This window comes from Agrobacterium sp. DKPNP3 (assembly GCF_052686535.1).
This window is the reverse complement of the sequence record NZ_JBQYSN010000003.1, coordinates 1-26227: the sequence shown is the minus strand read 5'-3', so window position 1 is coordinate 26227 and position 26227 is coordinate 1. Positions and strand designations below refer to the sequence as shown.

25 protein-coding genes and 1 tRNA gene are annotated in these 26227 nt (G+C 58.8%); 10 read left to right on the top strand and 16 right to left on the bottom strand.

Going from position 1 to position 26227, the window contains the following annotated elements; genetic code table 11:
* Positions 1-51: 51 nt before the first annotated feature.
* A tRNA-Gln gene (locus ACUTJJ_RS01510) sits at positions 52-125 on the bottom strand.
* 120 nt (positions 126-245) lie between these two features.
* Positions 246-683 carry an Lrp/AsnC family transcriptional regulator gene (locus ACUTJJ_RS01505; protein ID WP_063947091.1) on the bottom strand — a complete coding sequence of 146 codons (438 nt, stop codon included), beginning with the start codon at positions 681-683 and terminating at the stop codon, positions 246-248.
* Between the two features lie 128 nt (positions 684-811).
* Between ACUTJJ_RS01505 and rocF the strand changes: the two genes are divergently transcribed.
* The gene (gene rocF / locus ACUTJJ_RS01500; protein ID WP_445541056.1) at positions 812-1732 is read left to right on the top strand and encodes an arginase; all 921 of its coding nucleotides are present in this window, start codon (positions 812-814) and stop codon (positions 1730-1732) included.
* A 13-nt stretch (positions 1733-1745) separates the two neighbouring features.
* Positions 1746-2801 carry an ornithine cyclodeaminase gene (locus ACUTJJ_RS01495; RefSeq protein WP_209090352.1) on the top strand — a complete coding sequence of 352 codons (1056 nt, stop codon included), beginning with the start codon at positions 1746-1748 and terminating at the stop codon, positions 2799-2801.
* Between the two features lie 29 nt (positions 2802-2830).
* Here ACUTJJ_RS01495 and ACUTJJ_RS01490 read toward each other — a convergent pair whose 3' ends face one another.
* Positions 2831-3712, bottom strand: a complete 882-nt coding sequence (locus tag ACUTJJ_RS01490; protein WP_209090351.1) for a DMT family transporter — start codon at positions 3710-3712, stop codon at positions 2831-2833.
* 44 nt (positions 3713-3756) lie between these two features.
* Here ACUTJJ_RS01490 and ACUTJJ_RS01485 point away from each other — a divergent pair, with 44 nt between their 5' ends.
* Complete coding sequence (locus tag ACUTJJ_RS01485; protein WP_209090350.1) at positions 3757-4002, top strand: hypothetical protein; 246 nt, start codon at positions 3757-3759, stop codon at positions 4000-4002.
* Positions 4003-4016: 14 nt separating this feature from the next.
* Here the strand turns inward: ACUTJJ_RS01485 and iolG are convergent, their stop codons facing one another.
* The 4 genes from iolG to ACUTJJ_RS01465 all read right to left on the bottom strand — a co-directional run bounded on the left by iolG (position 4017) and on the right by ACUTJJ_RS01465 (position 8292).
* The gene (iolG, locus tag ACUTJJ_RS01480) at positions 4017-5009 is read right to left on the bottom strand and encodes an inositol 2-dehydrogenase (protein WP_209090349.1); all 993 of its coding nucleotides are present in this window, start codon (positions 5007-5009) and stop codon (positions 4017-4019) included.
* A gap of 240 nt (positions 5010-5249) precedes the next feature.
* Positions 5250-6494, bottom strand: coding sequence for an adenylate/guanylate cyclase domain-containing protein (locus ACUTJJ_RS01475; RefSeq protein WP_209090347.1), 1245 nt, complete (start codon positions 6492-6494; stop codon positions 5250-5252).
* A 229-nt stretch (positions 6495-6723) separates the two neighbouring features.
* Complete coding sequence (locus tag ACUTJJ_RS01470; RefSeq protein ID WP_063947097.1) at positions 6724-6954, bottom strand: helix-turn-helix domain-containing protein; 231 nt, start codon at positions 6952-6954, stop codon at positions 6724-6726.
* Between the two features lie 228 nt (positions 6955-7182).
* Positions 7183-8292 (bottom strand): RHE_PE00001 family protein, encoded by a 1110-nt coding sequence (locus ACUTJJ_RS01465; protein ID WP_296072350.1) that lies wholly within the window; start codon positions 8290-8292, stop codon positions 7183-7185.
* A gap of 290 nt (positions 8293-8582) precedes the next feature.
* Here ACUTJJ_RS01465 and ACUTJJ_RS01460 point away from each other — a divergent pair, with 290 nt between their 5' ends.
* Positions 8583-9887: an MFS transporter gene (locus ACUTJJ_RS01460; protein ID WP_186376924.1), complete on the top strand. Its 1305-nt coding sequence runs from the start codon at positions 8583-8585 to the stop codon at positions 9885-9887.
* A 54-nt stretch (positions 9888-9941) separates the two neighbouring features.
* Here the strand turns inward: ACUTJJ_RS01460 and ACUTJJ_RS01455 are convergent, their stop codons facing one another.
* From ACUTJJ_RS01455 to ACUTJJ_RS01440, 4 genes are all read right to left on the bottom strand, one after another.
* Positions 9942-11279 (bottom strand): sensor histidine kinase, encoded by a 1338-nt coding sequence (locus ACUTJJ_RS01455; RefSeq protein WP_296072351.1) that lies wholly within the window; start codon positions 11277-11279, stop codon positions 9942-9944.
* Positions 11280-11299: 20 nt separating this feature from the next.
* The gene (locus ACUTJJ_RS01450; protein WP_144578582.1) at positions 11300-11953 is read right to left on the bottom strand and encodes a response regulator; all 654 of its coding nucleotides are present in this window, start codon (positions 11951-11953) and stop codon (positions 11300-11302) included.
* A 65-nt stretch (positions 11954-12018) separates the two neighbouring features.
* Positions 12019-13686 carry a phosphoethanolamine transferase gene (locus tag ACUTJJ_RS01445; RefSeq protein WP_296072352.1) on the bottom strand — a complete coding sequence of 556 codons (1668 nt, stop codon included), beginning with the start codon at positions 13684-13686 and terminating at the stop codon, positions 12019-12021.
* Between the two features lie 237 nt (positions 13687-13923).
* Entirely contained in the window at positions 13924-14895 is a 972-nt protein-coding gene (locus ACUTJJ_RS01440; protein WP_296072353.1) for a LysR family transcriptional regulator, read from the bottom strand.
* 109 nt (positions 14896-15004) lie between these two features.
* Here ACUTJJ_RS01440 and ACUTJJ_RS01435 point away from each other — a divergent pair, with 109 nt between their 5' ends.
* From ACUTJJ_RS01435 to ACUTJJ_RS01410, 6 genes are all read left to right on the top strand, one after another.
* On the top strand, positions 15005-17152 hold the full coding sequence (locus ACUTJJ_RS01435; RefSeq protein WP_296072354.1) for a TonB-dependent siderophore receptor: 2148 nt from the start codon (positions 15005-15007) through the stop codon (positions 17150-17152).
* A gap of 29 nt (positions 17153-17181) precedes the next feature.
* Entirely contained in the window at positions 17182-18084 is a 903-nt protein-coding gene (locus ACUTJJ_RS01430) for an iron-siderophore ABC transporter substrate-binding protein (protein WP_296072356.1), read from the top strand.
* A complete protein-coding gene (fhuB, locus tag ACUTJJ_RS01425; RefSeq protein WP_445541055.1) occupies positions 18081-20045 on the top strand; it encodes a Fe(3+)-hydroxamate ABC transporter permease FhuB in 1965 nt (654 codons plus the stop codon). Before ACUTJJ_RS01430 ends, fhuB begins: the two co-directional genes overlap by 4 nt.
* Before the next feature lie 30 nt (positions 20046-20075).
* Positions 20076-20882: an ATP-binding cassette domain-containing protein gene (locus tag ACUTJJ_RS01420; RefSeq protein WP_063947107.1), complete on the top strand. Its 807-nt coding sequence runs from the start codon at positions 20076-20078 to the stop codon at positions 20880-20882.
* A 247-nt stretch (positions 20883-21129) separates the two neighbouring features.
* Complete coding sequence (locus tag ACUTJJ_RS01415) at positions 21130-21657, top strand: DUF992 domain-containing protein (protein WP_063947108.1); 528 nt, start codon at positions 21130-21132, stop codon at positions 21655-21657.
* 98 nt (positions 21658-21755) lie between these two features.
* On the top strand, positions 21756-22154 hold the full coding sequence (locus ACUTJJ_RS01410) for a c-type cytochrome (protein WP_296072363.1): 399 nt from the start codon (positions 21756-21758) through the stop codon (positions 22152-22154).
* A gap of 2 nt (positions 22155-22156) precedes the next feature.
* Here the strand turns inward: ACUTJJ_RS01410 and recX are convergent, their stop codons facing one another.
* From recX to ACUTJJ_RS01385, 5 genes are all read right to left on the bottom strand, one after another.
* The gene (gene recX / locus ACUTJJ_RS01405; protein WP_063947109.1) at positions 22157-22747 is read right to left on the bottom strand and encodes a recombination regulator RecX; all 591 of its coding nucleotides are present in this window, start codon (positions 22745-22747) and stop codon (positions 22157-22159) included.
* A gap of 62 nt (positions 22748-22809) precedes the next feature.
* The gene (locus ACUTJJ_RS01400; RefSeq protein WP_296072366.1) at positions 22810-23730 is read right to left on the bottom strand and encodes an SMP-30/gluconolactonase/LRE family protein; all 921 of its coding nucleotides are present in this window, start codon (positions 23728-23730) and stop codon (positions 22810-22812) included.
* A gap of 35 nt (positions 23731-23765) precedes the next feature.
* Positions 23766-24713 carry an ABC transporter permease gene (locus ACUTJJ_RS01395; protein WP_296072369.1) on the bottom strand — a complete coding sequence of 316 codons (948 nt, stop codon included), beginning with the start codon at positions 24711-24713 and terminating at the stop codon, positions 23766-23768.
* Positions 24710-25651 (bottom strand): ABC transporter permease, encoded by a 942-nt coding sequence (locus tag ACUTJJ_RS01390; protein WP_445541054.1) that lies wholly within the window; start codon positions 25649-25651, stop codon positions 24710-24712. Before ACUTJJ_RS01390 ends, ACUTJJ_RS01395 begins: the two co-directional genes overlap by 4 nt.
* Positions 25648-26227 (bottom strand): ATP-binding cassette domain-containing protein (locus ACUTJJ_RS01385; RefSeq protein WP_445541053.1); only part of this gene is annotated, 580 nt, incomplete at its 5' end. The genes ACUTJJ_RS01390 and ACUTJJ_RS01385, both read right to left, overlap by 4 nt.

The following is a 26227-nucleotide window of genomic DNA, read 5'->3' as shown; positions in this document are numbered from 1 at the left end:
GATATCCGGCGCGACTGGAAAATCAAGGAATTAAGGGGATTTAGGGAGAATTGGCTGGGGAACCTGGATTCGAACCAAGATCGACGGAGTCAGAGTCCGCTGTTCTACCATTGAACTATTCCCCAAAAGCTTGAAGCGCGGGGCGCGTTCGCTTTGGTGGGTCGTCATATAGATGATTTATTCCGGGGCGCAAGCCGAAAAAATTGAAAAATGCGTTTTATCCCGGTTTTGCCTCAATCAAGCGGTTAGAGGCGGGCACGGGTGGAGCGCGGGGTGGAGAGGAGGAGACTGGTTTCGCTGCCGGTGATGCCCGGCACAAGGCGAATGCGGCGGAGGACCGCGTCGAATTCGCTGAGCGTCGCGGCATTGAGTTCCACGATCAGGTCCCAGCGGCCGTTGGTGCTGTGGATCTCGGAAATCTCGGGAAAACCACCGAGCGTCCGGATGACACGGTCTGTCACATGGCCTTCAATCTCGATCATCATGATTCCGCGTATCGCCGCCTCCACCGCGTCGGCGCGCAGGATGACAGTGTACCCGATAATCGTCCCTTCGTTTTCCATCTTTTCGATACGCGAGCGCACCGTCGCACGCGAGGTTTGCGTCTCGATGGCCAGATCGGAAATGCTGCGCCTGCCATTGTGGCGCAAAAGCGTGATGAGCCTTTCGTCGAGATTGTCCATGATAACCAGTTTGGGAAACAGAATTCATCAGATTGGTAGCTTATTTCGATAATGTTGCCAATATTTGATATTCGTTTCGCCAGAACACTGTGGTGAATTTGACCTCAAAGCAAGATAGCGAGGACGGGATGGAAATCAGGTTGGTCGGGGCCCCACTGCAGATCGGGGCAGGGCAATTGGGCTGCGAGATGGGACCGAGCGCCTATCGCGTCGCTGGGCTTGCCAAGGCTCTCGAAGAGCTTGGGCACAAGGTCGTCGATACCGGCAATGTGACGCCCACGCCGCTGCGAGACTTTGCCCATCCAAACCCGGCTGTGCATCATCTGGCCGAAACCGTGGCCTGGACGGAAGCGCTGACGGAGGCTGCCTATCGTGAAAGTGCCGGCGCCGTGCCGATCTTTCTCGGCGGGGATCACGCGATTTCTGCGGGAACGGTCGCCGGCATGGCGCGGCGGGTGGCCGAGAGTGGTCGGCCGTTTTTCGTCCTCTGGCTCGACGCCCATACCGACTATCACACGCTTGAAACGACACGCAGCGGCAATCTGCACGGTACACCCGTGGCTTATTTCAGTGGGCGAGATGGTTTTGCGGGCTATTTTCCGCCGCTCTCCCACGCGGTACCGGAAGGCAATATCGGCATGATCGGTATTCGCAGTGTGGATCCCGCCGAAAGAGCGGCGCTGGAGCAGAGCGGTATTACCGTTCACGACATGCGCTCGATCGATGAACATGGCGTCGCCGTGCTGCTGCGCGCGTTTCTCGCGCAGGTTCAGGCGGCAAACGGGCTTTTGCATGTCAGCCTCGACGTCGATTTTCTTGAGCCGTCCATCGCACCGGCTGTCGGGACGACGGTGCCGGGCGGCGCAACATTTCGCGAAGCGCATCTGGTGATGGAGATGCTGCATGATAGCGGGCTGGTCTGCAGCCTCGATCTGGTGGAACTAAACCCGTTTCTCGACGAGCGCGGCCGGACTGCAACCTTGATGGTGGACCTTGCGGCCAGCCTGATGGGCAAGCGCGTCATGGACCGCCCGACGCGCGCGGGTTGAGAGGGAGAATGGAATGACAGTCATACCGAACCTCAATATTGTGCCCTTCGTCAGCGTTGATCACATGATGAAGCTTGTTCTGCGCGTGGGCATCGACACGTTCCTGCGTGAGCTTGCCGAGGTGGTGGAGGAGGATTTTCAGCGCTGGGAAAGCTTCGACAAGACCCCGCGCATCGCTTCGCATTCGAAGGAAGGCGTCATTGAGTTGATGCCGACCAGCGACGGCACGCTCTATGGTTTCAAATATGTCAACGGCCATCCGAAAAACATGAAAGAAGGTCGCCAGACGGTCACGGCTTTTGGCGTGCTCTCCGATGTCGGAAACGGTTATCCGCTGCTTCTGACCGAGATGACGATCCTGACGGCACTGCGTACTGCGGCAACCTCCGCCGTCGCAGCAAAGTATCTCGCGCGTAAAAACGCCCGCTCCATGGCAATCATCGGCAATGGCGCCCAGAGCGAATTTCAGGCGCGTGCATTCAAGGCAATTCTCGGCATAGATACGTTGCGGCTATACGACATCGACCCGTTCGCCAGCGAAAAATGTGCCCGCAACCTCGCTGGTCAGGGTTTTGTCATCAAAATCTGCGACAGCGCGCAGGAGGCGGTGGAAGGGGCTGATATCATCACGACGGTCACGGCCGATAAGCAATATGCGACGATCCTGACCGACAACATGGTCGGGCCCGGCGTTCACGTCAATGCCGTTGGCGGCGACTGCCCCGGCAAGACGGAGTTGCACCGCGACATTCTGCTGCGATCGGATATCTTTGTTGAGTATCCGCCGCAGACGCGCATTGAAGGAGAAATCCAGCAACTGCCGGCCGACTACCCCGTCACCGAACTCTGGCAGGTTATTGCCGGCACGACGGAAGGACGGACAACGGACCGACAGATTACGCTGTTTGATAGCGTTGGTTTCGCGACGGAGGATTTTTCCGCGCTACGTTACGTGCGCTCCAAACTGCCGAACACTGGGCTCTACACGGAGCTCGATCTTCTGGCCGACCCCGATGAGCCGCGTGATCTCTACGGCATGCTTCTGCGGTGCGAGGCGGCTCTCGTCTGATCAGGACGTGATTGAGAGAGCCGAGACACTCAAGCTTTCCGGCGGGCTTTCCTGCCGGTCACGTGCTCACGCCAGATGGTGAAAAGGCCGGCGGCGATGACGATTGCCGCTCCAATGACCATGTTCGGCGTTACGACCTCTCCATAAACAGCGACTCCGATGATGGAGACTAGCACGAGCTGATAATAAGAAAAGGGCTGCACGGAGGCGGCGTCTGCAAGTTCGAATGCTCTGATGAGGCAATAATGGCCGCTCATGCCGGTGAGGCAGAGCGCCAGCATCCAGATCCAGTCATAGGGCGCGAGATTGACCCAATAAAAGGGTCCAACCAGCGTCAGCGCTGCAGCGCCAGCCACGCCCGTATAGAAGAAACTTGTCATGGCCGTATCGCTGCGGCTGCCGAGGCGCGTCAGAACGCCATAAAGCGCAAGCATGAAGGCCGCGACGAAAGTGATGAGGAGAGTTTTGTCGAAACCTTCGCCATCCGGTTTCAGAATGACGAGAACGCCGATGAAGCCGACAAAAATTGCGCACCATCGCCGCCACCCCACCTTTTCACCGAGCAGCGGCACGGAAAGCGCTGCAACGATGAGCGGTGCTGAAGCAATGATAGAATGGCTGTGAGCAAGGCCCACAATCGCAAATGAAAAGATCGAAAAAACGATCTGGACGGCAAGAAGCACGCCGCGGCTGATCTGAAGCCACGGGCGGTTGGCCATGACAGCTCCGCGGATGCCGCCTGCCGATCTTGCGGCGATCAGAAGAACGAACAGGGCGAAGGCCCAATATCGCAGCATGGCGATAAAAACGGGAGGATAGGCCGTTCCTAGATGTTTCGATATGCCGTCCTGTGCTGCAAATATCGTAAATGCAGCGAGCGCGTAGAGAAAACCGGTCCTGGCTGATGGCATCAGAAAATCGCTATCCGGCGATTGCCGGCAAAAGAGAATAAGGCATGGGTGAGGCTGGCTCCCGCCATATGAAGTGGCTCCAGCTTGTCAGACAACCTTATTTTTCAAATGGCAGCCATGCAAGGGCGGGCGTCGGCTTTTTAGAAGCCGATCTGCGGGCTTGGGCTGATGCTGTACGCGTCATCTGCGCATTTTCGCCTGCTTTAAGAGCGACGACGAATTCGGCGGACGACCTGGGGAAGGATATTGTGTTTGTCCCGCTCAATAATCGCGGGACAAAACCGGGCTGAAGATGAGAACGGTCTCAGCTAATCGTCACGGCTGCCTTCGAGGCCACCGATTTCAGGGCGGCATCGGCGAGTTTCAATGCGGTCAGGCCGTCCCCAATGGAGGGCGAGGGCGCGACGTTGTTTTCGATGCTGTCGATGAAGGCGGTGATTTCGGCGGCATAAGCAGCCGTATAGCGTGTCATAAAGAAATCATGCAGCGGTGGACGGGTGTATCCGTCCGCGTTGGCGATCTCGATGGAAACCGGGCGCTGGTTTTCGGCCGCTGCCGAACCGAGCGAGCCGTGCACTTCGATGCGCTGGTCGTAACCATAGGTCGCGCGACGAGAGTTAGAGATGATTGCCTGTCTGCCGCTTTTCGTCGTCAGAATGATGCTGGCGCTATCGAAATCGCCGAGTGCGCCGATCTCCGGATTAACGAGAACGGAGCCGGTGGCGAACACGCTTTCCACTTCTTCGCCCAGCAGGAAACGGGCCATGTCGAAATCGTGGATCGTCATGTCGCGAAATATACCGCCGGAAACCTTGATATATTCGGCTGGCGGCGGGCCGGGGTCGCGGCTGGTAATGGTGACCATCTCCACCTTGCCGATGCGGCCGTCTTCGATGGCCTTGTGAACGGCCTGAAAATGCGGGTCGAAGCGGCGGTTGAAGCCAAGCATCACTTTCGCGCCGGTTTCTTCGACCACCTTGGCGCAGGCTTCCGCGCGGGCGACATCGAGATCGACGGGCTTTTCGCAGAAGATTGCCTTGCCGGCGCGCGCAAAGCGCTCGATCAGGTCAGCGTGGGTATTGGTGGGCGTGCAGATGATGACCGCGTCGATCGTCTTATCGGCCAGAACCTCATCAATCGTGCTGACCTTGCACTGCGCTTCCTTGGCGATCGCTTCCGCAGCGCCGGGCATGGCGTCAACCACGGCCACCAGTTGCGCCCGGCTATCGGTCGTGATCGCCTTGGCGTGGACCTTGCCTATCCGTCCAGCGCCGAGCAGTGCCAATTTCGTAACCATCTTTCCTCCGGTTTCTCATACCCGTCCCTCACTCCCGGAAAGACAGAATATGAATGCAAGCGACATTTCAATATGGAATATATGTTCTATTTTGCTAGTTCGACATCGCAGATGTGTCAAGCGTTTTGACAGTGGGGCACACCGGACAGACGAGGCACGTTCACGCGCTGATAGCCACGCAGCGTCTTCGCCTCAGATCGGGCGAGCACGGGTTTCCTCAGGTCAATGGCGGGCAAGGGTTCAGTCGGATGTCGCGTCGGCGTGCGGTGAAAGAGCATAGACTTCGACGGGTGTCTCGAGGCCTCGCAGCAGCCACGGGCCAAGGCTTTCAAGCCTTTCCTTATGGCCGGCCATGCGGGCGAATTCCTCGGAAAAGAGCACGTTGCGCCCTGTCTCCTTGGTCAGTGTTTCAAGCCGCGATGCGATATTGACGGCTGGGCCGATGACCGTGAAATCAAGACGTGTCTTGGAGCCGATATTGCCGTACATGACGTCGCCGACATGCACGCCGATGCCATAACCGAGGTGGTCGTGGCCTTTCCGCCGATTGATTTCATTAAGCGCGGCGAGGCTCTTCTGCGCGCTGGCGATGGCTTTCAGGAGGTTCGCGCAGGCATTGGGGTCACTGAGCGGGAAGATGGCAAGCAACCCGTCGCCCATGAATTTCAGGATTTCGCCGCCAAATTCCTCGATAGGGTCGCACATGGCGTCGAAATAGCCGTTCAGCAGTTCGATGACGTCATCGCGTGGCCAGAGGTCAGAAATATGGGTGAAGTTGCGCAGGTCGCAGATCAGGATGGCGGCGCCGACCGTCATGCCGCTGCCGCGTGTCGTTGCGCCATTGAGGATTTTTTCGCCCGCATGCGGACCTACGTAGGTCTCCAGCAGAGTGCGCGTCATGCGGTTTTTCAAGCGTATTTCGCTGACGAGCGCGAGCGCCGGAAGCAGGTTTTTCAAAGCGAGGATTTCGCTGTCCAAAAAACCGCCCGGCCTGTCACTGGAAAATGTTGCAACGTGGCGCTTGCCGAAAGTGTGCTCGATGGGCCAGGCGCAATAATCCGTCAGGCCTTCCGCACGCAGGTCCTCATAGATGGAGTAGCCGGCATCGTCGCCGTGTCCTTCATTCAAGCGGTGGCGTACTTCGGCTGCACCCTGATGAATGTCGTTGATGGGGCTATTGAGATATTCGGGTGTGTTTTCAGCACCGTAACCGTAGGTAACGATCTCGGCGGAAGCCACGCCCGCTTTCCACAGGATGCGCGCACCAAGCCATTGGGGATGACGAATGCGGAAAATCAGCGCGGCCCGCGCCACCGATATGCCATCTGCGCGCAGCCGGTCGCAGAGTTCAACGAAAATTTCATCGATAAAACGCTCGCCCTTGGTTCCGGTGACGAGCCAGTCGAGGATTTCCGTTTTCTCCGCAGGCCACAGTCGATCCAGCGCTGAAGAAACCGGTTCTTCGGTATCGAGAATGAGTGCCATGGCGGGGTTCCGGAGGTTGTTGCTGCTCTCGCACAAGCGCGGGCCATGCAGCCCTTCGGCAGCCACGGTCGCTCGTGGAACCCATGTGGTGGCGGATAACGAAAATGTTAAGAGACGAACGCGGAAAAACTTTCCGGAAAGGTGACACTCATCAGGTCACGTGCGCCGCCCGGATGCTGGAAAGAGCATTTTCCCTGGCGGCGCTGATGGTGAGAAGACCGCGAATGGATTAGATAACGGTTTCGACAGGGATCTGCAAAGCCGCGGCAACGCGGCGGATGCGCAGCGGATCGCTGTCTGTGCCATCTTCAAGCGCATGGATTTCGCTGGTGGTCAGGCCACAGGTGATGGCAAGCTGTTCGACCGTATAGCCGGCAAGATGACGTGCCGCGAGAACTTTCTTTGCAAAAGGAGCGTCGGTTTCTTGATCGGAATCGGGGTGTGAGATTGAAATAGTCATTATTGCATCTCCCTCAGAATGGACACTTAAATGCGGGCGGCGGAAAAAAGTTGCCGGGACCGAATGCGACCGCGTTGCCGGAGAAAAAAACAGTGCTGCAACGCAGCGAGGAACATAGCGGCTTCACCCACCTACGCAATAGTTAAATTTTGTTAAGTTTCGTGATCGCCGCATTTTCGCGACGCTGGATTTCGGAAAAAGACTGAAAATAAATGTTTTAGACGCCGCTCATAGCATGCCCCAGGCACGAAATCGTCCGCGCCCGGTAACTTCCCTTAGTTCCAGCTGGTTGGCGAGGCCGATTGCACCCTGCGGCGTGGTACCGAGTTCCTTGACGATCATGGCGGCCGAAACCACGGGCCGTGAAACGACGAGATCGACGAGATTAGGCAACCGCGAGGAGGACCGGCGACCCGCGAGCTTGCGCATCATCCGCTCGCGAGCATGGGCAAGCCGGTCGTGCTCCTTCAATCCTGCCTGCGCTGCTTCATAGAAGCTATCGAGAAGAGCGACGAGACGCTGCGTCTGGTTGCGGACGTGACGGCGCTCCCGTGGAACCGCGCGCAGTCCGGCGCTGAGGGCAGGGAGGTGATCGGGCGTCACCGCGCTGTCCCGCAGGAAAGCGGCGGCGAGAAGCCGCCCGAGCCAAGGGCTGCGTTGCAGAACCTCGATCATGTTCCAGGCGTCGAGCAATATGGCGGTGCGAAGAATAGGCGGCAGTTCTTCCGAGCGGGCATGCACGCTCCACCATTCTTTCAGCCGTTCGTCTTCATCCCAGTCGGGTTCGTTAATGATCGCATGGCTTTCCTCCCTGTGCATCATCGCAGGCCTGTTGGTAGTGGTCATCGCATCGAGTGTCGCCGCGGTGCGGGCAAGCAGCGCGTCGAGCTCTGAGAAGGCGCCCTCCAAGGATGTATCGCGATCTGCATCGGCAGCGGCAGCGTCTGCTTGGTCATGTGTCTGCCTGAGAGGTGCCGCCTCTTCAACGATACTTGTTCTGCCTCGCAATTTTGAAAGACCCGCAGCGCTGAAGGCCCACCCGCCTGCATTGGCGAAGATTAGCCGCCGCGCGCGAAGAATCCGGTGCGCTGCCGTCATTTCATGGGTCGGCGCGCGCACATCCATATGCGCGTCATGAAGTACCAGGTCTTCCATATGCACGAGCTCGCCATCCACCCACATGGATGAGACGGCATCCGTGAAATCCTGCCTTTCGATGAAACCGTGTCTCATCGGCGACCGGTCAATCCGCTCATCCAGCCGTGCCAGAGCCTCGCCCGCGCGGGCGGCGGCAATGAGCAGCTTTTCGATCTGGATATCCGATATATCGTAAATCATTGATATTTTTTAGTTTAAGCGCGCATGCCTTACAAGGCGGTCCAGAATGGCGCCGTGTGGTTTTTTACGCTAACATGACGCGTGCTTCGCCGTAGAAACCTCGTTCGAGGGTGGAAAAGGTGGAGACGTGGCGCATCATGACCAGACAAACCTCATGCTGCATTGCACCGTAAACTTGCGCATTGCAGCATGGCGGGTATATACCCCGGCCAAGAGCGACAAATTATCACACCTTCCGTTCGCCCTTCCTTCTCCAGACGAAGATGAATTGGAGTTTACACGTGAATATTATGGCAAATGGTCCCGCCGCCGCGCCGGATCAGAAAACCCGTTTGAAATCGATCATCGGCGGTTCGGCGGGCAACCTTGTCGAATGGTATGACTGGTACGTCTATTCGGCCTTCACCCTTTATTTTGCGCCGGTCTTCTTTCCCTCCGGCAATCAGACGGCAGAATTGCTGAGCGCTGCCGCCGTTTTCGCCGTCGGTTTTCTGATGCGGCCAATCGGTGCCTGGTTCATGGGGACCTATGCGGACCGCAAGGGCCGCAAGGCGGGCCTCACGCTCTCTGTCACGCTGATGTGCCTCGGCTCGCTGCTGATCGCCATCACCCCCGGTCATGATACCATCGGCATCGCGGCACCGGCCATCCTGGTTTTCGCCCGTCTTCTGCAAGGTATCAGCGTCGGCGGTGAATATGGTGCAAGCGCTACCTATCTTAGCGAGATGGCCGGCAAAAATCGCCGTGGTTTCTTCTCCAGTTTCCAATATGTCACGCTTATCTCCGGTCAGCTTCTCGCGCTTGCCGTTCTTCTGGTTTTGCAGCGCGTGTTGACCCCGGAGCAACTCAGCTCCTGGGGGTGGCGCATCCCCTTCTTCATCGGCGGCCTCCTGGCTATCGCGGTATTTTACATCAGACGCGGGCTTGCCGAGACGCAATCCTTCGAAAATGCCAAGACCGGCGCTGCCGACAAGCCGAAGTCCAGTGGATGGGCGCTATTCAAGCATTATCCGAAGGAGGCGCTTATGGTCATGGCGCTAACGTCAGGCGGCACGCTCGCCTTCTACGCCTATACGACCTATCTGCAGAAGTTCCTCGTCAACACCTCGGGCTTCAGCAAGGAAAGCGCCACGGAAATCACCACGGCGGCACTTTTCGTCTTCATGCTGTGCCAGCCGCTTGCCGGGGCACTGTCGGACAAGATCGGCCGCAAGCCGCTGATGGTGGGCTTCGGCATTCTCGGCACCCTGTTTACCTACGTGATCTTCAGCACGCTGGCAGCGACAACCGATCCCATCATGGCTTTCGTTCTTGTTCTGGTCGGGCTTTTGATCGTCACGGGCTACACCTCCATCAATGCTGTCGTGAAGGCCGAAATGTTCCCGGCCCATATACGTGCGCTTGGCGTGGCGCTGCCCTACGCACTGGCAAACACCATCTTTGGCGGAACGGCCGAGTTTGTAGCCCTCAAGTTCAAGCAGATCGGCCATGAAAACTGGTTCTTCTGGTACGTGACGATCATGATCGCGCTGTCGCTCGTCGTTTACGTGAAGATGCGCGATACGCGCGACCACAGCCACATCCACGAGGATTGAATTGCCGCAACCTCGCCAAAGCCCTGCCTTACCGGCGGGGCTTTTTTTCGACAGTCAGGTGGCCTCGACGGGGATGGTAACCCTCGCCTCAAAACCGTCTTGCTGGCCGGTGGCTGGTGACGACAGCGTCAGCGTCCCGCCTGTCTGTTCGACAAGGCTTTTGACGATGGCAAGGCCAAGCCCGGTGCCGTCTGCCGCGGTCTGGCCTCTGGTGAAACGTGTCGTCAGTTTGGGTAAGAGGACGGGGTCGACGGCCGCTCCGGCATTGACGACTCGGATCGTGCCGTCTGCCTCCGCGAAGACCTGAACGGGGCTTTTCGTCGGGCTGTGGATCAGCGCATTTTCGAGAAGATTGCGGATGATGATGCCGAAGGCGTCCGGGCCGATCCTGCCGCACAGGCCGCCCTCACAGCGATTGACGAAGCGGATGCGCCACACCCCGATCGCCGTTCTGCTCATATCGTCAATGATCAGTTCGAGGACGGGAATGAGATCGCTTGTCTTGTCGGTCAGGCCGATTCTGGCTTCTGCCCGCGACATCTGAAGCAGCTTTTCAGCCAGATGGGCAAGATGCTGAAGGGATTTCTCGATGTTTTCGACACGTGGCGCAAGCGCCGGGGGGATATCGGCACGAAGCCGCTGCGCCTGCGCCAGAGCGCCCGCAATCGGCGTGCGCAGTTCGTGGGCGCTATTGGCAGTGAATTCCCGCTCCGCGTCGATCGTGGAACGCAAACGCCCAAGCAGCAGGTTGACCGATCGTGCAATCGGATGCAGTTCCGGTGGGAAAGGTTGCGTTGCGAGCGGCGCAAGATTGCCGCCGTCCTTCTTGCCGATCTCATCTCGCAACGTCTGCACCGGCTGCAGGGCGCGCCGCACCACGACGATAACAGCAATAATGCTGGCAGGAATGAGAATGAGCACGGGCAATACCAATGCGCTGCCCGCCTCCACGATCGCTTCGCGGCGATTGGCAAAGGCATCGGCGACCTGAAGGAAATAATTTCCATCAGGCGAAACGACGGTGAAAATGCGCTGCGAGGACGTTTCCGAAAAACCGGCATCAAGGGAGACCTCGAAAGGCTCGGTCGAACTGTCGTGCGAGTGCAACACGACCTGGCCTTCGCGGTCGCGAACCTGATAGGTCAGATATTCGGCGCCTTCCGCCGACTGGTTCAGTTTTTGCGCAGCTGGCGCCGTATTGTTTTCACGCAGGTCGTCGAGCAAAAGCGGCAGCAACCTTTCCGCCGTCTCTTCAAGGCCCGCATCGAAAATCTCGGCAAACTCATCCTGCATTACCATGATGCCCAGGCCGCAGGCAATCAGCCAGGATATGGCAACAACACTTGTCAGCGCCGTCACAAGTTTGCGCGTCATGCTGGTCGGTCTGGCCATGTGTTTCTGCCTGGGTTCGTCTACTTGATGGTGTAGCCGACGCCGCGCACGGTCTCCACGCGGTCATGGCCGATTTTCTTGCGCAGCCGGCTGATATAGACCTCGACCGTGTTGCTTTCTATTTCCGCGCCAAATTCGTAAAGCGTATCATGGAGTTGCGCCTTCGAAACAACGGCGCCCGGATGCTCTACCAGTTTTTCCAGCACGGCCCATTCGCGGGCGCTGAGCGTCTGCGCCGTTCCATCAACCGTGATATTGCGCGCCACCTGGTTAATCTCAATGCCGGGCAGACGGATGACAGGTGCGGAGCGTCCTTCGTAGCGGCGGGACACGGCCAGCATGCGCGCTGAAAGTTCATTGAGATCGAAGGGCTTGACGAGATAGTCGTCCGCCCCGGCATTCAGGCCGGCAATGCGGTCAGACACCTGGTCGTGAGCTGTCAGAATGATCACAGGCGTCGCGTCGTCGCGCTGACGCAGTGTTTGCAAGAGGGTGATCCCTTCGCCATCCGGCAGGCGCATATCGAGCAGGATGAGGCCGTAATCCATCGTCAGCGTCGCAGCCGTGGCATCGCCGAGTGTCTTGAACCAGTCGACAGCGTGGCCCGCCGCCGCGACATGGTCCCGCAGCGCTTCTCCCAGCACATGATCGTCTTCAACCAGCAGAACCCGCAAGACAGCTCCCTCTATCGCTTCGTCTTGCGTATCTCTTTCCCCGGATAAGCGTCAAGCACAGTATTTTAGCTGTTCTGACGCTGGGTGCAGCCGCCGAAGACATCGAGCGAGGGATCGTAGACCGATGTGGAGACGTTCATCATGCCAAGGATGCTGTGGAAGTAATTATCGTGCGAGCGTCCGCCTTCTGCGGCACTCTTTGCCAGACAGGCCTTGTCGAGACCCATCGATTTGGCGAAATCGTCATCCAACCAGACCAGAAACGGCACATGGGTCTGCTGGTCTGGCGCCAGAAGGTAAGGTGCGCCATGCAGGTAAACGCCGTTTTCGCCCAGCGATTCGCCGTGGTCGGAGGCGTAAATCATGCCTGTCGCCAGCTTGTCCGACCGGGCCTTCAGCTTGTCGATCACGGTTGACAGGAAGTGGTCGGTGTAAAGAAGGGTGTTGTCGTAAGAGTTGACGATTTCCGTGTCAGAGCAGTTCCCGAGTTCGGCGGTGCGGCAATCGGGTGTGAATTTCCGGAATTCATCGGTGTAGCGCAGGTAATAGGTGGGGCCATGGCTGCCCATCTGGTGAAGCACGATCACGCTGTCCTTGGTGACGTTGTTGAGCCAGGCATCGAGCTTGTCGAAGAAGATGTCGTCGCGGCATTCGCCACCGGTGCAGAAGCGGCTGTCATTGGTCGAAGGCAGGTCGAAATAAGGGATGCGGTCGGCCACGTTCTTGCTGCCGGTATTGTTGTCAAGCCACGTCGCCCCGATGCCGGCGTGGACGAGAACATCCATGACGTTCTCATTGGCGAGCGCCTTGCTGTGGCTATATTGCGACCTTGGGAATTTTGAGAACATGCAGGGAATGGAAATTGCCGTCGCGGTGCCGCAGCTGGTGGTGTTCGGGAAATAGACCACGTTCCGTTTGGCAAGCTCCGGATTGGTTTCACGCCCATACCCGTTGAGCGAGAAATTTGCAGCACGCGCCGTCTCACCGGCCACGATGACGGTGACACGCGGTTTATGAATGCCGCCGAGAGCAGGGAGGACCCTGGCGTCTTGGCCCAGCGGGCTCACCTGAATATCGACCTCCTTACCGGCCTGCGTGAAATAATGGACAGTCGACATGATCGGCGACAGGGGATTGACGCTTTTGACGATGTCCTTGTGCTGGCGGATTGCGGTGGTGAAGGTCTTGGAATTGGCGAAGCTGATGATGCCGGCGATGGTGAGACAGACCAGGATACTGATCGTGTTCCACAGAAGCTTTTCGAGGATTGGCCGATGCCTGACGCGGACGATGATCACGAGGAGCGACGGCACCAATCCGAAAATCGCCATATGCCAGAGAAAACCGGGCGTGATCAGGTTGCCTGCCTCTGCCTGCGTCGTTTCCATGGCGTTGCGGATCATATCGCTGTCGATAACGATGCCATAACGATCCATGAACCAGGACGCCGCGGCCGAGGCGAAGATCAGGACGATTAGAAAGGGCTTGATGATATATTTTGCCGAAAAAATGATGATCAGCGCGCCAAAAAGCGCGAACATCGCGCCATAAAGCGCGACGATGGCAACCGGATAGGCGGAGAGATAGGTATCGACCTTCGACCAGAACGTCCGGTTCGCAAAAAACAGCAGATAGGCCGACGTCAGCAGGCTGAGTGATACGCTGCCGATTTCGGGACGATATGTCGCTGTTCCCGTCGCTTTCGCCGTAAAGAGTGCCAATGCAAGATCCACCAGATTTCAGAGTGGGCGGGCTGCGATGGGACATGGCGAAAATGCCATCGTCCATGCATCCGCACCGGCCGATCAATGGCGGATGCATGATTTTGCTGACATCAACCTGAAAGCTTGTCATGAAAGCGTCACAAGGCCAGATCGGCACGAAGCGGCACGTCAGGGATCCGAGCGACTTCTATCGGGTACGATTAAAGTGAGACGCGAATGTCCAGCCGATGGCTGGGCGCTCTCGCCTCAACTGCGGGTATGGAGAATGAACGCCCTGACAGCGGGAGAGGCTTCAGTTTTGCGGTGGGCGATGGCGAGATCCGAAGTGGTTGCGCTTGCTGCGAGCGGAACGTAGCGCACACCGGGCAACCGCAGACACTCCAGCGAGCGCGGCACCAGTGCCACGCCCAGGCCGATGGCCACAAGGCTGGCGATGGTCGTGTAGTCCCGTCCTTCTGCGCTGATACGTGGCTGGAAGCCTGCTTCGTGGCAGGCTTCGATCGTGTTGTGATGAAAGCCGACATCTGGTGGCTGTCTGGGAGTTATGAACGTTTCGTTGGCGAGGGACTTGAGATCGACGTGTCGCGCATGGGCCGCGGGGTGGCTTTCGGAAAGTGCTGCCATCAGCGATTCGCGCAGAATGACATGTGTCGTGACACCTTCCGGAACGGGTGCGGGCGGGCGGATGAAGGCAACGTCCAGATTGCCATCCGCGATATTGGCGAGCTGCAACCGCATTTCCATCTCCGTCAGTTGAAGCTCTACATCGGGATGGGAGGCACGAAAACTGGTAATGGCCTGTATCATCATGCCGGAATAGGCCGCAGAGGCGACATAACCGATGGAAATGCGACCGGTTTCGCCCCGGTCGACACGCTTTAGCGCCGCAAGCGTTGCCTCGGCACTGCCAAGAATTTTACGTGCATCCTCATAGAGAAGCTGACCCGGTGTCGTCAGCTTCACCGAACGGCGTGTACGGTCCAGCAACGGCATCCCGACGATTTGCTCCAGCGCCATGATCTGCTGGCTTAGACCCGGTTGAGCGATACCCAGACGGGCGGCCGCCCGTTCGAAATTCCGCTCATCCACCAGCGTGGTGAAGTAGCGCAGATGTCGCAGCTCAAACGACTCCGTCCTGCTTGCCGGTTTCCTGCCCACGGTGTGGCCTTCCAAGTGCCGTTTGAATAATTCCAGACTATTATCGCGGCCAAATTTCATAATCAATAATGATGAAAAAATCTTGTTTCACTTATTGGATCACGCTCGACAGCTTGCGTAATAAGATGACTGAAATTCTCCAGAAAGGATGCCGCTTGGGCAGCAGCGGATGATGAAGGGTCTTGGCGTGCAGAACAAAACGAAACACATCTCCATTTTGATGGGCGGGTGCGCCGCCATTGCCTGCGCGGCATTCGTCAATCAGGCCGCGCTTGCGCAGGAAGCCGCATCGACAGTTTTGCAGACCATAACCGTCGATGGTTCGAGCGTTCAGGATCCCAAGGCGCCGCTCAAAGGTTACGTGGCGAAGTCAAGCGCCAGTGCCACCAAGACGGGACGATCGCTGATCGAAACGCCGCAATCGGTATCTGTCATCACCAGAGACCAGATGGATGCGCAGAATGTCCGTAATCTCAGCGAAGCGCTGAATTATGTGCCGGGTGTCGTCGCGCAGCCGTTTGGCGCTGATCCGCGTTTCGACGCACCTCGCATTCGTGGTTTCCAGGGCAATCAGCTGCAGTTTTTGAATAGCCTGCGGCTGATGCGCACGGCTGGTGCGCCGTCTTACGAAGTCTACGGGCTTGAGCGGGTGGAGGTCATCCGCGGGCCGGCTTCAGTCCTTTATGGCCAGGGCAATCCCGGCGGTCTCATCAATCTCATCAGCAAGCGGCCTACATTCGAGCGCTTTGGCGAAGTTGGCGCGCAGGTCGGCAGCTATGATCAATATCAGTCGATGTTCGACATTGGCGGTCCGGTTGGGGAGAGTGACACTTTTGCCTATCGCCTGACGGGCGTTGCACGAAATGCCCATCTTCAAACAGACGGTCTGGAAAACGACCGTTATTTCATCGCCCCGGCGCTGACATGGCAGCCGGACGAGGATACGAAGCTCACAGTGCTCGCCTCCTATCAGCACGATAATCCAAGTTCTCCCTCCGGTCTTCCGGCCGCTCTCACCTACTTCAGGCCCGGCAACATGCTGGATCGCAGCTTTTCCGTTGGCGATCCGTCCTTCGATACGTCAAACCGCAAGTTCGCGACGATTGGTTACGAATTCGAGCACCGTTTCGACGACACCTTCACGTTCCGCCAGAATGTCCGTTACTCGAATTTCGACTGGTCTTACCGGGCGCTCGGCACGTCTTCGACGGGTGGCGGAATGATCGGCAGCCTCATTCGCCGTAACGCGACCTTTCAGGACGAGCTGTTGAACACCTTCAACATCGACAACAGCCTGCAGGCCGATTTTGCCACAGGACCGATCGATCATACGTTGCTCGTCGGTCTGGACTACCGCTATTTCGATAATAACGTCAAAACAGAATTCTGGGCCGCAACGCCGCTCAATCCAGTCAACCCAACCTATGGCGGGCCGATCAGCCTCACCGCGCGCACGCTTTATGCCGATGTGAAAACGGATATTTCCCAGATCGGTCTTTACGCGCAGGATGAGATGGCGATCGAAAACTGGCGGATCACCGCCGGTCTGCGACAGGATTGGGCAAGCACCAGCGGCACGACGTTCAACGGCACCACCTACCGCTCGCTCGACAAGGATGACCACAAACTGACAGGTCGCGTCGGCGTGAGCTATCTCTTCGCTGGCGGCATCGCCCCCTATGTCAGTTACGCGACCTCCTTCGAGCCTGTGCCGCAGCCTGCTGTCGGCGATGCGCCGAAACCGACCACTGGCGAACAATGGGAAGCGGGCATTAAATATCAACCTGATGGGTTTGACGGGTTCTTTTCGGCCGCGATCTACGATTTGAAGCAGAAGAATGTGACCACGACCGTTGGCGGCGTGACGCAGCAGATGGACGAGGCACATGTGAGGGGCCTCGAGCTCGAAGGCGTGGCAAGCCTTACTGACGGGCTCGACCTGCGGGCGGCCTACACCTACATGGACAGCGAGGTTTCCGGCCGTGTGAATGACGGCAAGGAGCTTGATAGCACCCCCCGGCATGCGGCGAGCCTCTGGCTGGATTACACTTTTGCAGAAGATACGGCGCTTGAGGGTTTCGGCATCGGCGGCGGTGTCCGTTATGTCGGGAAGCGCTATGGCGATGCCGCAAACGCCTTTGAGATGAAGGGCATCGCTCTTCTCGATCTCGGTGTGCATTATGAGAAGAACGGTTACCGTGCTTCGCTTCTCGCGCAAAACTTGACTGATAAAGAATATATTTCTAATTGCTCCACTTTCGGATGCTACTACGGTGACGGCAGGACCATCATGGGCAAGCTGACCTATCGTTGGTAACGCCATATCGAAAGTGAAACAGCACGGGCATGGGACGCAGGGATCGATGGATGTCCCCTTTGTGGGGACGGCGGGAGTTTTTAGGTCTGCTCGCCGCGTCGGCTTTTGTGAGGACGGCGCGGGCGGCTGCGACGCCGCGTATCGCGGCCATTGACTGGGCGATGCTCGAGACATCTGTGGCCCTCGGCGTCATACCCGTCGCGGCGACGGAGCTGATTCAGTTCAGGGCCGGCGCGGTCGAGCCGACACTTCCTCGCAGCGTCGCGGATCTTGGCCTTCGGGGTGCCCCGAACTTCGAACTTTTGCAACTCTCCAGACCCGATCTCATCCTGATATCGCCCTTCTACACCCGCTATACCAGCAGGCTGGAGACGATTGCCCCCGTCTTCTCCCTGCCGTTTTATGTGAAAGGCGAGCCGCCCTTCGGCAAGGCGCTCGCGGCGGTAACGGCTCTTGGTCAGAGACTCGACCGGACGGAGGAAGCGCAACGGGTTCTCGCAGAGACGGAAAAGGCGCTGCAAACCATGCGCGCCCGGCTCGCGGCTTTTTCCGGGCGGCCGACCTACGTCATCAATATCGGTGATGCCAGGCATTTTCGTGCTTTTGGTTCGGACAGCATGTTCGGGGACATTCTCGGCCGGCTGGGGCTGGCCAATGCCTGGGTCGATCGTTCGCAGTTTACCTTCGCGGCGCCCGTGCCGATCGAAAATCTCGCAGCGTCGCCGGAAGCGCGCATCGTCATCGTCTCCGACATTCCGGTAGAGGCGCGTGAAAGCCTGCGAAATAGTGCCATCTGGCGGGCCTTGCCAGCCGTGCGGGACGGTCGGGTCGTCGAACTTGCCAATGTCGCGCCTTATGGCGGTATCACTGCCGGCATGCGTTTCGCGCGGCTCTTGACGGAAGCCATGCTTGCCAGGGGAGACAGCCTTTGACGGCGCGGCCACTGCAGATTTTTCTGGGGTTCATCTTCATTCTGGCCTCGGCTCTTTCGCTGCATGCCGGGTTGCAACGGCTACCTTTCGATGCATGGCCAAGCCTCCCCTTCGACGCCGCTTCCATGTCGATGGATCAGGTCATTCTTGCCTTCAGCCTGATGCCACGTATGGCGGTCGCCATTTTGGCGGGCGCGATGCTGGGTCTTTCGGGTGCGCTTTTCCAGCAGTTGCTGCGCAATCCGATCGCCGATCCTTCCACGCTCGGGATCTCGGCTGGGGCCCAGCTCGCCATCGTGATCGCCACCCTGTTCTTTCCTTCTGTTCTCGACGGTAACCGAGTGTGGGTGGCGCTGGCCGGAGCTTCGGTGGCGGCAAGCATCGTATTCCTTCTCGGCTGGCGGCGCTCCTTCGAGCCTGTGACGATGGTGGTCTCTGGCCTGCTGGTCGGCATCACCGCCGCCTCCCTTGCCGCGGCGCTCACACTTGCGCAGGGCGAATATCTCATGTCGCTGGTCGTCTGGAATGGCGGCTCGCTTAGCCAGCAGGACTGGTCCAACGTTATCCTGCTGGCCTTCCAGCTTTTGGCGGGACTTGTGCTGACCGCACTGTTGATCCGACCGCTGACGGTTCTCGGGCTCGGCGATTCCGGCGCGCAGTCCCTTGGTCTATCGCTTTTTTACGTCAGGCTTGCGGTCGCGGCAGTTGCCGTCATGCTGGCGGCCTTTGTTGCTGCGGCAGTCGGCCTTGTCAGCTTCATAGGCCTTGCGGCGCCCGCACTCACCCGGGCGTTTGGCGTTCGCCGCTCGTCTTCCGTGCTTTTCCTGTCGCCGCTTCTGGGCGGCTTGCTGCTCTGTTTCTGCGATGGTCTCGTTCAGCTTCTGGCGAGCACGACGGCGGAGGTTTTCCCAACGGGTGCAGTCACGGCGCTGATCGGCGGTCCATTGCTTCTCTGGCTGCTTCCAAAAATCCGGCCGACCAATGTCACCAGAGGCGAGGGGGCGGAGCCGGCAAAAAGACGGCAGCTTGCGGCGCTCTCGCCGGTGCTTGTCTTGATGGCTGTGCTGGTTTTCGCAGGGCTTGTTATCGGCAGGGGACCTGAAGGCTGGACAATGCTGACGACGGGAGACCTTGAAAGCCTCTTGCCGTTCCGCTGGCCGCGTTTGGCGGCCGCCATGGCCGCGGGCGGTCTTCTGGCGATGGCCGGTGCACTTCTTCAACGCCTCACCGGCAACCCCATGGCGAGCCCGGAGGTGATCGGCGTTAGTGGGGGCGCGGGCCTCGGCTTCGCTGCCGCCATAACGATTTTTCCGGCAGCCGGATTGTTCGAACTGTTTAGCGGCGCCGGCATAGGCGCCGCACTGGTCATGATCCTCGTGCTCTTCTTCGCCGTGCGCCGCCACCTTGCACCGGAAAAAATCCTGCTCGCCGGCATCGCCGTCAGTTCGCTCTGCTCGGCTGTCCTTTCAGCCTTGCTTGCCATAGGCGACCAGCGTGCCTGGCAAATTCTCGCCTGGCTGAGCGGGTCCGGCTCGACGGCGACCCCGGCATCGGCGGTCTTTCTCGCGATCATGTCCGCCGTACTTCTGGCCGCGTCTCTGTCATTGACGCGATGGCTGACGATCCTTCCCCTCGGCCGTGACGTACCAGTCTCGTTGGGCCTTCCGCTGAGTGGTGCACGCATTGCGGTGATCGCCGTTGCCGGCATTGCCACAGGTGCTGCCTCGCTACTCGTCGGGCCGCTGAGCTTCGTCGGATTAATGGCGCCGCATATTGCGCTGCGCGCCGGGTTCACGATGCCACGCGGCCACCTGCTTGCTTCCTTCCTGTTCGGCGCGGTGCTCATGGCGCTTTCCGATCTTGGTGCGCGAACGGTGACGTTCCCCTATGAACTGCCGCTTGGGCTTTTTGCAGCGCTCGCCGGTGCCCCCTATCTGATCTGGCTGTCGGGCAGGCGATGAATTTTTGAACGATATATAGAGGTGAGAAACATGGGTCAGGCAGCACTGGCAGTCGATCAAGATACACCGCTTTTTTCTCTTGATGGCGTCACCATGGCGGTGCCGGGCAGGACGTTGTTGCAGCCGTTGACGACATGTTTTTCAACCGGCAAGACTATCGGCCTGATAGGACATAACGGTTCTGGAAAATCGACGCTGCTCAAGATCCTGGCGCGCATCCAGGCGCCAACGGCCGGCCGGGTTTCGTTCGAGGGTATGTCCTTAAATGCCTGGGGCAACCGCGAATTCGCGCGCAAGCTTGCGTATCTGCCGCAATATACACCGGCCGCCTCCGGCATGCTGGCCAAGGAACTGGTAGCGCTTGGCCGTTATCCCTGGCACGGAGCGCTCGGGCAATTCACCCGCGCAGATCAGGACAAGGTGGATGAAGCGATCGAGCTCACCGATACCGTTGCCTTCCGTGATCGGCTGGTGGATACGCTTTCCGGCGGCGAGCGCCAACGTGTGTGGCTCGCCATGCTGGTGGCGCAGAATGCCGAAAGCCTGCTTCTCGACGAGCCCATCTCCGCGCTTGATATGGCGCACCAGATCGAAGTGCTGTCACTTGTTCAGAGGCTATCCCGCGAAAAGGGCCTCGGCATTATCGTTGTGCTGCATGATGTCAACATGGCGGCAAGGTTCTGCGACGAGATCGTTGCGCTCCATTCCGGCAATCTCATCGCCAGGGGAACGCCCAAAGAGATCATGACGCCGGAGACGCTTGAGCTAATCTACGGCGTCCGCATGGATGTCATGATCCACCCAGCCACGGGCTTTCCTGTCGCATTGCCGCTCTGAGTTGTTGCAGCAAAACAACGGGTGATAACGACGGGTGTTAAACGGCAAATCCCCGCTCATTTGCCGCCCTAACAATGTCTTAATGGCCGCCTAGCCCGATCAGACATTGTTAACCGCGCCGCTTTCATCGCCTCCAATTAAGTTGTTTTGGATCGATTTTTCGGAACAAACGTTAACAGTGCGGAATTCAATATCCGGAGAGGGCAAGAAGGGCTGCTGCGGGTAGAATAAAACAGGAGAAGATCAAATGAAAAAGGCTGTTGCCGTAACTTTTGCCGCATTGACCATGGGCCTCGGTGGAGTAGCCTCCGCTGTTGCTGCTGACCTTGCAGGATATGAACCCGCTCCTCGCGAGCAGGACGACCGTAATGGCGTGAAGATCGGCTACCTCACCTGCGATATCGGCGGCGGCGTCGGTTATGTTCTCGGCTCTGCCAAGGAACTGGACTGCACCTTCCAGTCCACGATCGGCGCGCGTCGCACCGACCACTATACCGGCGCCATCCGCAAGATGGGCGTTGACCTCGGTTTCACCACGCAGGGTCGTCTGGTCTGGGCCGTTTTCGCCCCGACTGCCGGTTACCACCGCGGCTCGCTGGGCGGCCTCTATCAGGGCGCAACGGCTGAAGTCACCGTGGGTCTTGGCGTCGGCACCAACGTTCTCGTTGGCGGCACTTCCGGCTCCATCCAGCTGCAGACGGTCAGCGTGACCGGCCAGGTTGGGCTCAACCTCGCCGCGACCGGTACGTCTGTGACGCTGACCGCCATGAACTAATCGGCAAATTGCCCGCTACTCGCACCGGGCATTCTGTCGCATGTCAAAAACACGCCCTCTTCGTTGTCAGACGGAGAGGGCGTTGTAGGATCAGGGCCATGATTTCCATGTCCATACAAGCTGCGGCCGCAGCCGCGTTTTTCCTGTTGCTTGCGGCGAGCGCCTTTGCAGATGGCGATGCCGCGCATGGCGAGAAGGTTTTCAGCCGCTGTTCCACCTGCCATAGCATCGACGCACCGCGCACACGCATGGGGCCGCATCTGATGGGTGTGGTTGGCCGGCCTATGGCTTCCGTCGCAGATTATGGCCATTATTCGCAGGCGCTGAAGGATGCGGGCGCGGCCGGTCGCGTCTGGTCTGAGGAAGAGCTTCAGAAATTTCTCTCCAGTCCAAAGAAGGCGATACCTGGAAATGCAATGCGGTTTTTCGGACTTTGGAGCGACACCGATATCGCCGACCTGATCGCGTATCTGAAGACCCATCCGCTGCCGCAATAATGTCAGAGCGGCGCTTCGGATAAAATGTTTTCTGCTTCTTCCGTCGTCATCGACATAACCTTCGACCCGATTTCGAAGCTGAAACCGTTTCTCGCGAAGGCCGAAAATTCTTTTGCCTTGCGCTTCTCATCAAATTCGACCCGACGAAAGGGACCAAATGCGCGTTTTCTCGCAAAATTGATGGCAGCGATAAGATCGTCAGTCTCCTGGAGTGCGACGGCAGCGGTCTCCCGGTCTACCCCCTTTAACTGGAGTTTTTGCGCCAGCCCCCGTTTCGATTTGCCACTGCGCTGGCCGCTTCTCACCGTGATTTCAGCAAAGGCGGTATCGTCAAGCGCCTTGATGTCGTAAGCGAAACGGACCGCAAAATCGCCGAGCGCCCTTACCTGGGCGGTGCTTATAGTCTCGAATTTCACTCGCGCCTTGCGCATGATGGCGTCGCGTAGTTGCTTCTCCGTCATCATGCGTTGTTCCAGCCGGTAGAGCGCGGAATTGCGTGCCCAGGACAGCATGCGGCTGGTAGGTTCAACGGCGGGTTTGTCGCCGTCGAACTCCATGTCATCAGTCAGGAACAGGTCTGAATCGTCGCTCATGGCGCAATTATAGCGCCCTGAAGTGACCTTGCCACGCCCTTCCGGACCGGTCTTTTCCGATCTCAGGGCGTTTGTGCACCGGTTGCGGCGACATAGACCGAGTACAGTGATTTCGTTGCGGTGATGAACAGCCGGTTCTTCTTCGGGCCGCCGAAGGTGAGGTTCGCCACTGTCTGCGGTACCTTGATCTTGCCGATGAGCGTACCGTCAGGCGCAAAGCAGTGCACGCCATCACCCGCGCTTGTCCACAGATTGCCGTCCGTGTCGAGGCGAAAGCCATCCGGCAGGCCGTTGTCGAGATTGCAGAACTCCCGGCCGTTGGCGAGTTTGATGCCATCCACGACGTCGAAGACGCGGATATGGCGCGGGCGGGAGACATCGTGGCTGTAGGAACTGTCGGCGACATAAAGCTTTGTCTCGTCTGGCGAAAAGGCAAGGCCGTTCGGCTGCACGAAGTCGTTGATGGCGATGTCGATCTTTCCGGTGGCGGGATCGAGCCGGTAGACATTGCGGGTCTTCTGCTCCGGCTCGGCCTTGTAGCCCTCGTAGTCGGAAAGAATGCCGTAGGTCGGGTCGGTGAACCAGACGCTGCCATCGGATTTGACCACCACGTCATTGGGGGAGTTCAGCCGCTTGCCGTCGTAGCTGTCGGCGAGAACGGTGATCGAGCCGTCGACCTCGGTGCGGGTGACGCGGCGACCGCCATGTTCGCAGGAGACGAGCCGCCCCTGCCGGTCGCGGGTGTTGCCGTTGGTGAAGTTCGAGGGTTGGCGAAAAACTGAAATCCCGCCGTCCGGCACCCAGCGCAGCATGCGCTCATTGGGAATATCGCTGAACAGCAGGCAGTTGAGATCGGCAAACCACACCGGTCCTTCGGCCCAGCGGCAGCCGGAATAAAGCTCTTCCAGTTCCGCATTGCCGACAATCAGGTGGCGAAAGCGATCATCGTGGATTTCGTAAGGGGAGGTCTTGTCTGTGGTCATGAGCGTGGTCCGCTTTTCGGCTTGTCGTTCGTGGTTCAGCGTGTGACCTTGCGGCCGCTCGCCAGAAGGATGACGGAAATGATGATGAGGCCGGTGAGGATGAGGCGGATCCCGGCGCCGAAACCATAGGTATTCAGCATCGAAACCACCAGGAACATGAAGAGCGAAGCGCCCCAGATGCCGGGAACATTGGAATCGCCGCCCGCGACCGCCGTGCCGCCAATGACAACGACGGCGATGGACATCAGCAGATATTCCGATCCCATGTTAAGCGCCGCACCTCCGGAGAAGCTGGCGAGCAGATAACCGGCAATTGCCGCCAGCACCGCGCAGAGCACATAGGTGACGAAACGTGCGCCATCCACTGGAATACCGGTCATGCGGGCAGCGAAGGGGCTTTGGCCGATGGCGGCAATCCAGCGTCCGTAAAATGTGCGGTCGAGCAGGAGCCAGGCGACGACCGAGAGTAACAGTGCGACGAGCGCGACGTTCGGGATGCCGAAAGAGCTAGATATCGCGAATGTCGCCAATGTTTCCGGCGGCTTGATGCGCAGACCACGGTTTGACCAGATGGCGATGGATTGCACGATGAAGCTCATCGACAGCGTCGCGATGATCGGCGGGATGCGCAGGAGCTTGATCAGCGCATAATTACCGATGCCGATGGCAACGCCGATCAGAATGGCGATCAGCAGTCCGGGCAGGATGAGACTGTCCGACACATCCATGAATTTCAGGGCAAGCGTGCCGGATAGCGTCATCGTCGCGGGAACGCAGAGGTCGATATTACCCGGTCCGAGCGTGATCACGAACATCTGGCCGATGCCGACGATGACGGAGAACGCCGCGAAGGTGAGGGCGGCATGCGACAGGCCGAAGGAGCTTGCGCCGCCGGTGAAGAGCACGGTGACGATCCACACCGCAACGGTTGCGGCAAAAGACCAGATCCATGGTTTTCTGGTGATGGAAGCGAGCCCATTCATTGGTTTTTCTCCCGCTTTTCGAGACGGTTGAGCAGGATGCGCAGTGCAAGCACGATGATAAGGATCGCCCCTTGGGCACCGATCTGCCAGTCCGGCGAAATGCGCATGAAGGACAGGAAGGAGCCTGCGAGCGTCAGCGTCAAAGCGCCGATGACAGCCCCGATGGGCGAGACCCTGCCGCCGACGAATTCACCGCCGCCGAGAATGACGCCGGCGATCGACAGCAGCGTGTAGCGCAGGGCGATATTGGCGTCGGCCGATGTCGTCAGGCCCACAAGGGCGATACCGGACAGCACCGCGAAGAAACCGGCCAGCGCAAAGGTGGCGGCGCGGATGCCGATGACCGACCAGCCGGAACGCTCGACAGAGCGGAAATTTCCGCCGACGCCGCGCATCAGCACGCCGAACGAGGAGCGCATGACGATATAATGGGCGATGACCGCAATCAGGATGTTGGCGACGATCGCGATCGGCACGAAAGGCGGTTTCGCCGTCATCAGGGTGCGGATGAAGGCTGGCGCCTGACCGCCGGGCGAAGGCAGAATAAGAACGGCGAGGCCGCCCCAGACGAAGCTCATGCCGAGCGTGACAACGATGGAGGGCAGGGCGCGGATATGGATGACGGCCCCAAGCACAGCATAAACCGCAATCGCTCCCACAAAGATCGCAATACCGAGCAGGGGCGTCGTTTGCAGGAAGGTGGCGGTGACGCAGGCGCAGAAGCTGACGAAGGTGCCCATCGACAGGTCGAGATCGTTGACCGACATGATCAGCATCTGCGCAATGGTGGCGAGCGCGATGGGCACCGCCAGATTGAACAGCAGGTTCATGCCGGTGTAGCTCATGGCACGCGGCTGCATGTAGAAGACCGCGGCGAGCAGGAAAGCGAGCGAGGCGGCGGGAATGACGAGGCGGAGGGCGTTTGCCGAGAGTTTCATGCGTGGTCTTCTCCGGCAAAGGAGGCGGCCAATACATTCTGCTCGGTAATGTCATCGCCGACGAGTTCAGCCTGGATGGCGCCATCGCGGAAGACGTAGACCCGGTCACAAAGGCGGATTTCATCCATTTCGGTGGAGTACCAGATGAAGGTGCGGCCGTGAGAGGCTTCAGTTCTCAAGATATCGTAGACCTCCTGTTTCGTGCCGATATCAACGCCGCGCATCGGGTCGTCCATCAAGACGGTGCTGGCGGTGGTGGCGAGCGCACGGGCGAAAAGCACCTTCTGCTGGTTGCCGCCGGAGAGGGACAGGATCTTGTTGCCCATATCAGGCGTGCGGATTTCGATGCGCTTTTTCCACTGATCGCCGCGTTCGGTCTCCTTCGCCCTGTCCACCATGCCTGCGGATGAAATATCCCTGAGCGAGGCGATGGACAGGTTCTTGAGGATGCTCCACAGCGGGAAGGTGCCGTTCAGGCTGCGGTCACCCGCCACGAAGGCGATATCGGTCTTGCGCGCCGGCAGCCAGCTGCTGTTGCGGGCAAGGTAAAGCTCGAGAAGCGCTTCGGTCTGGCCA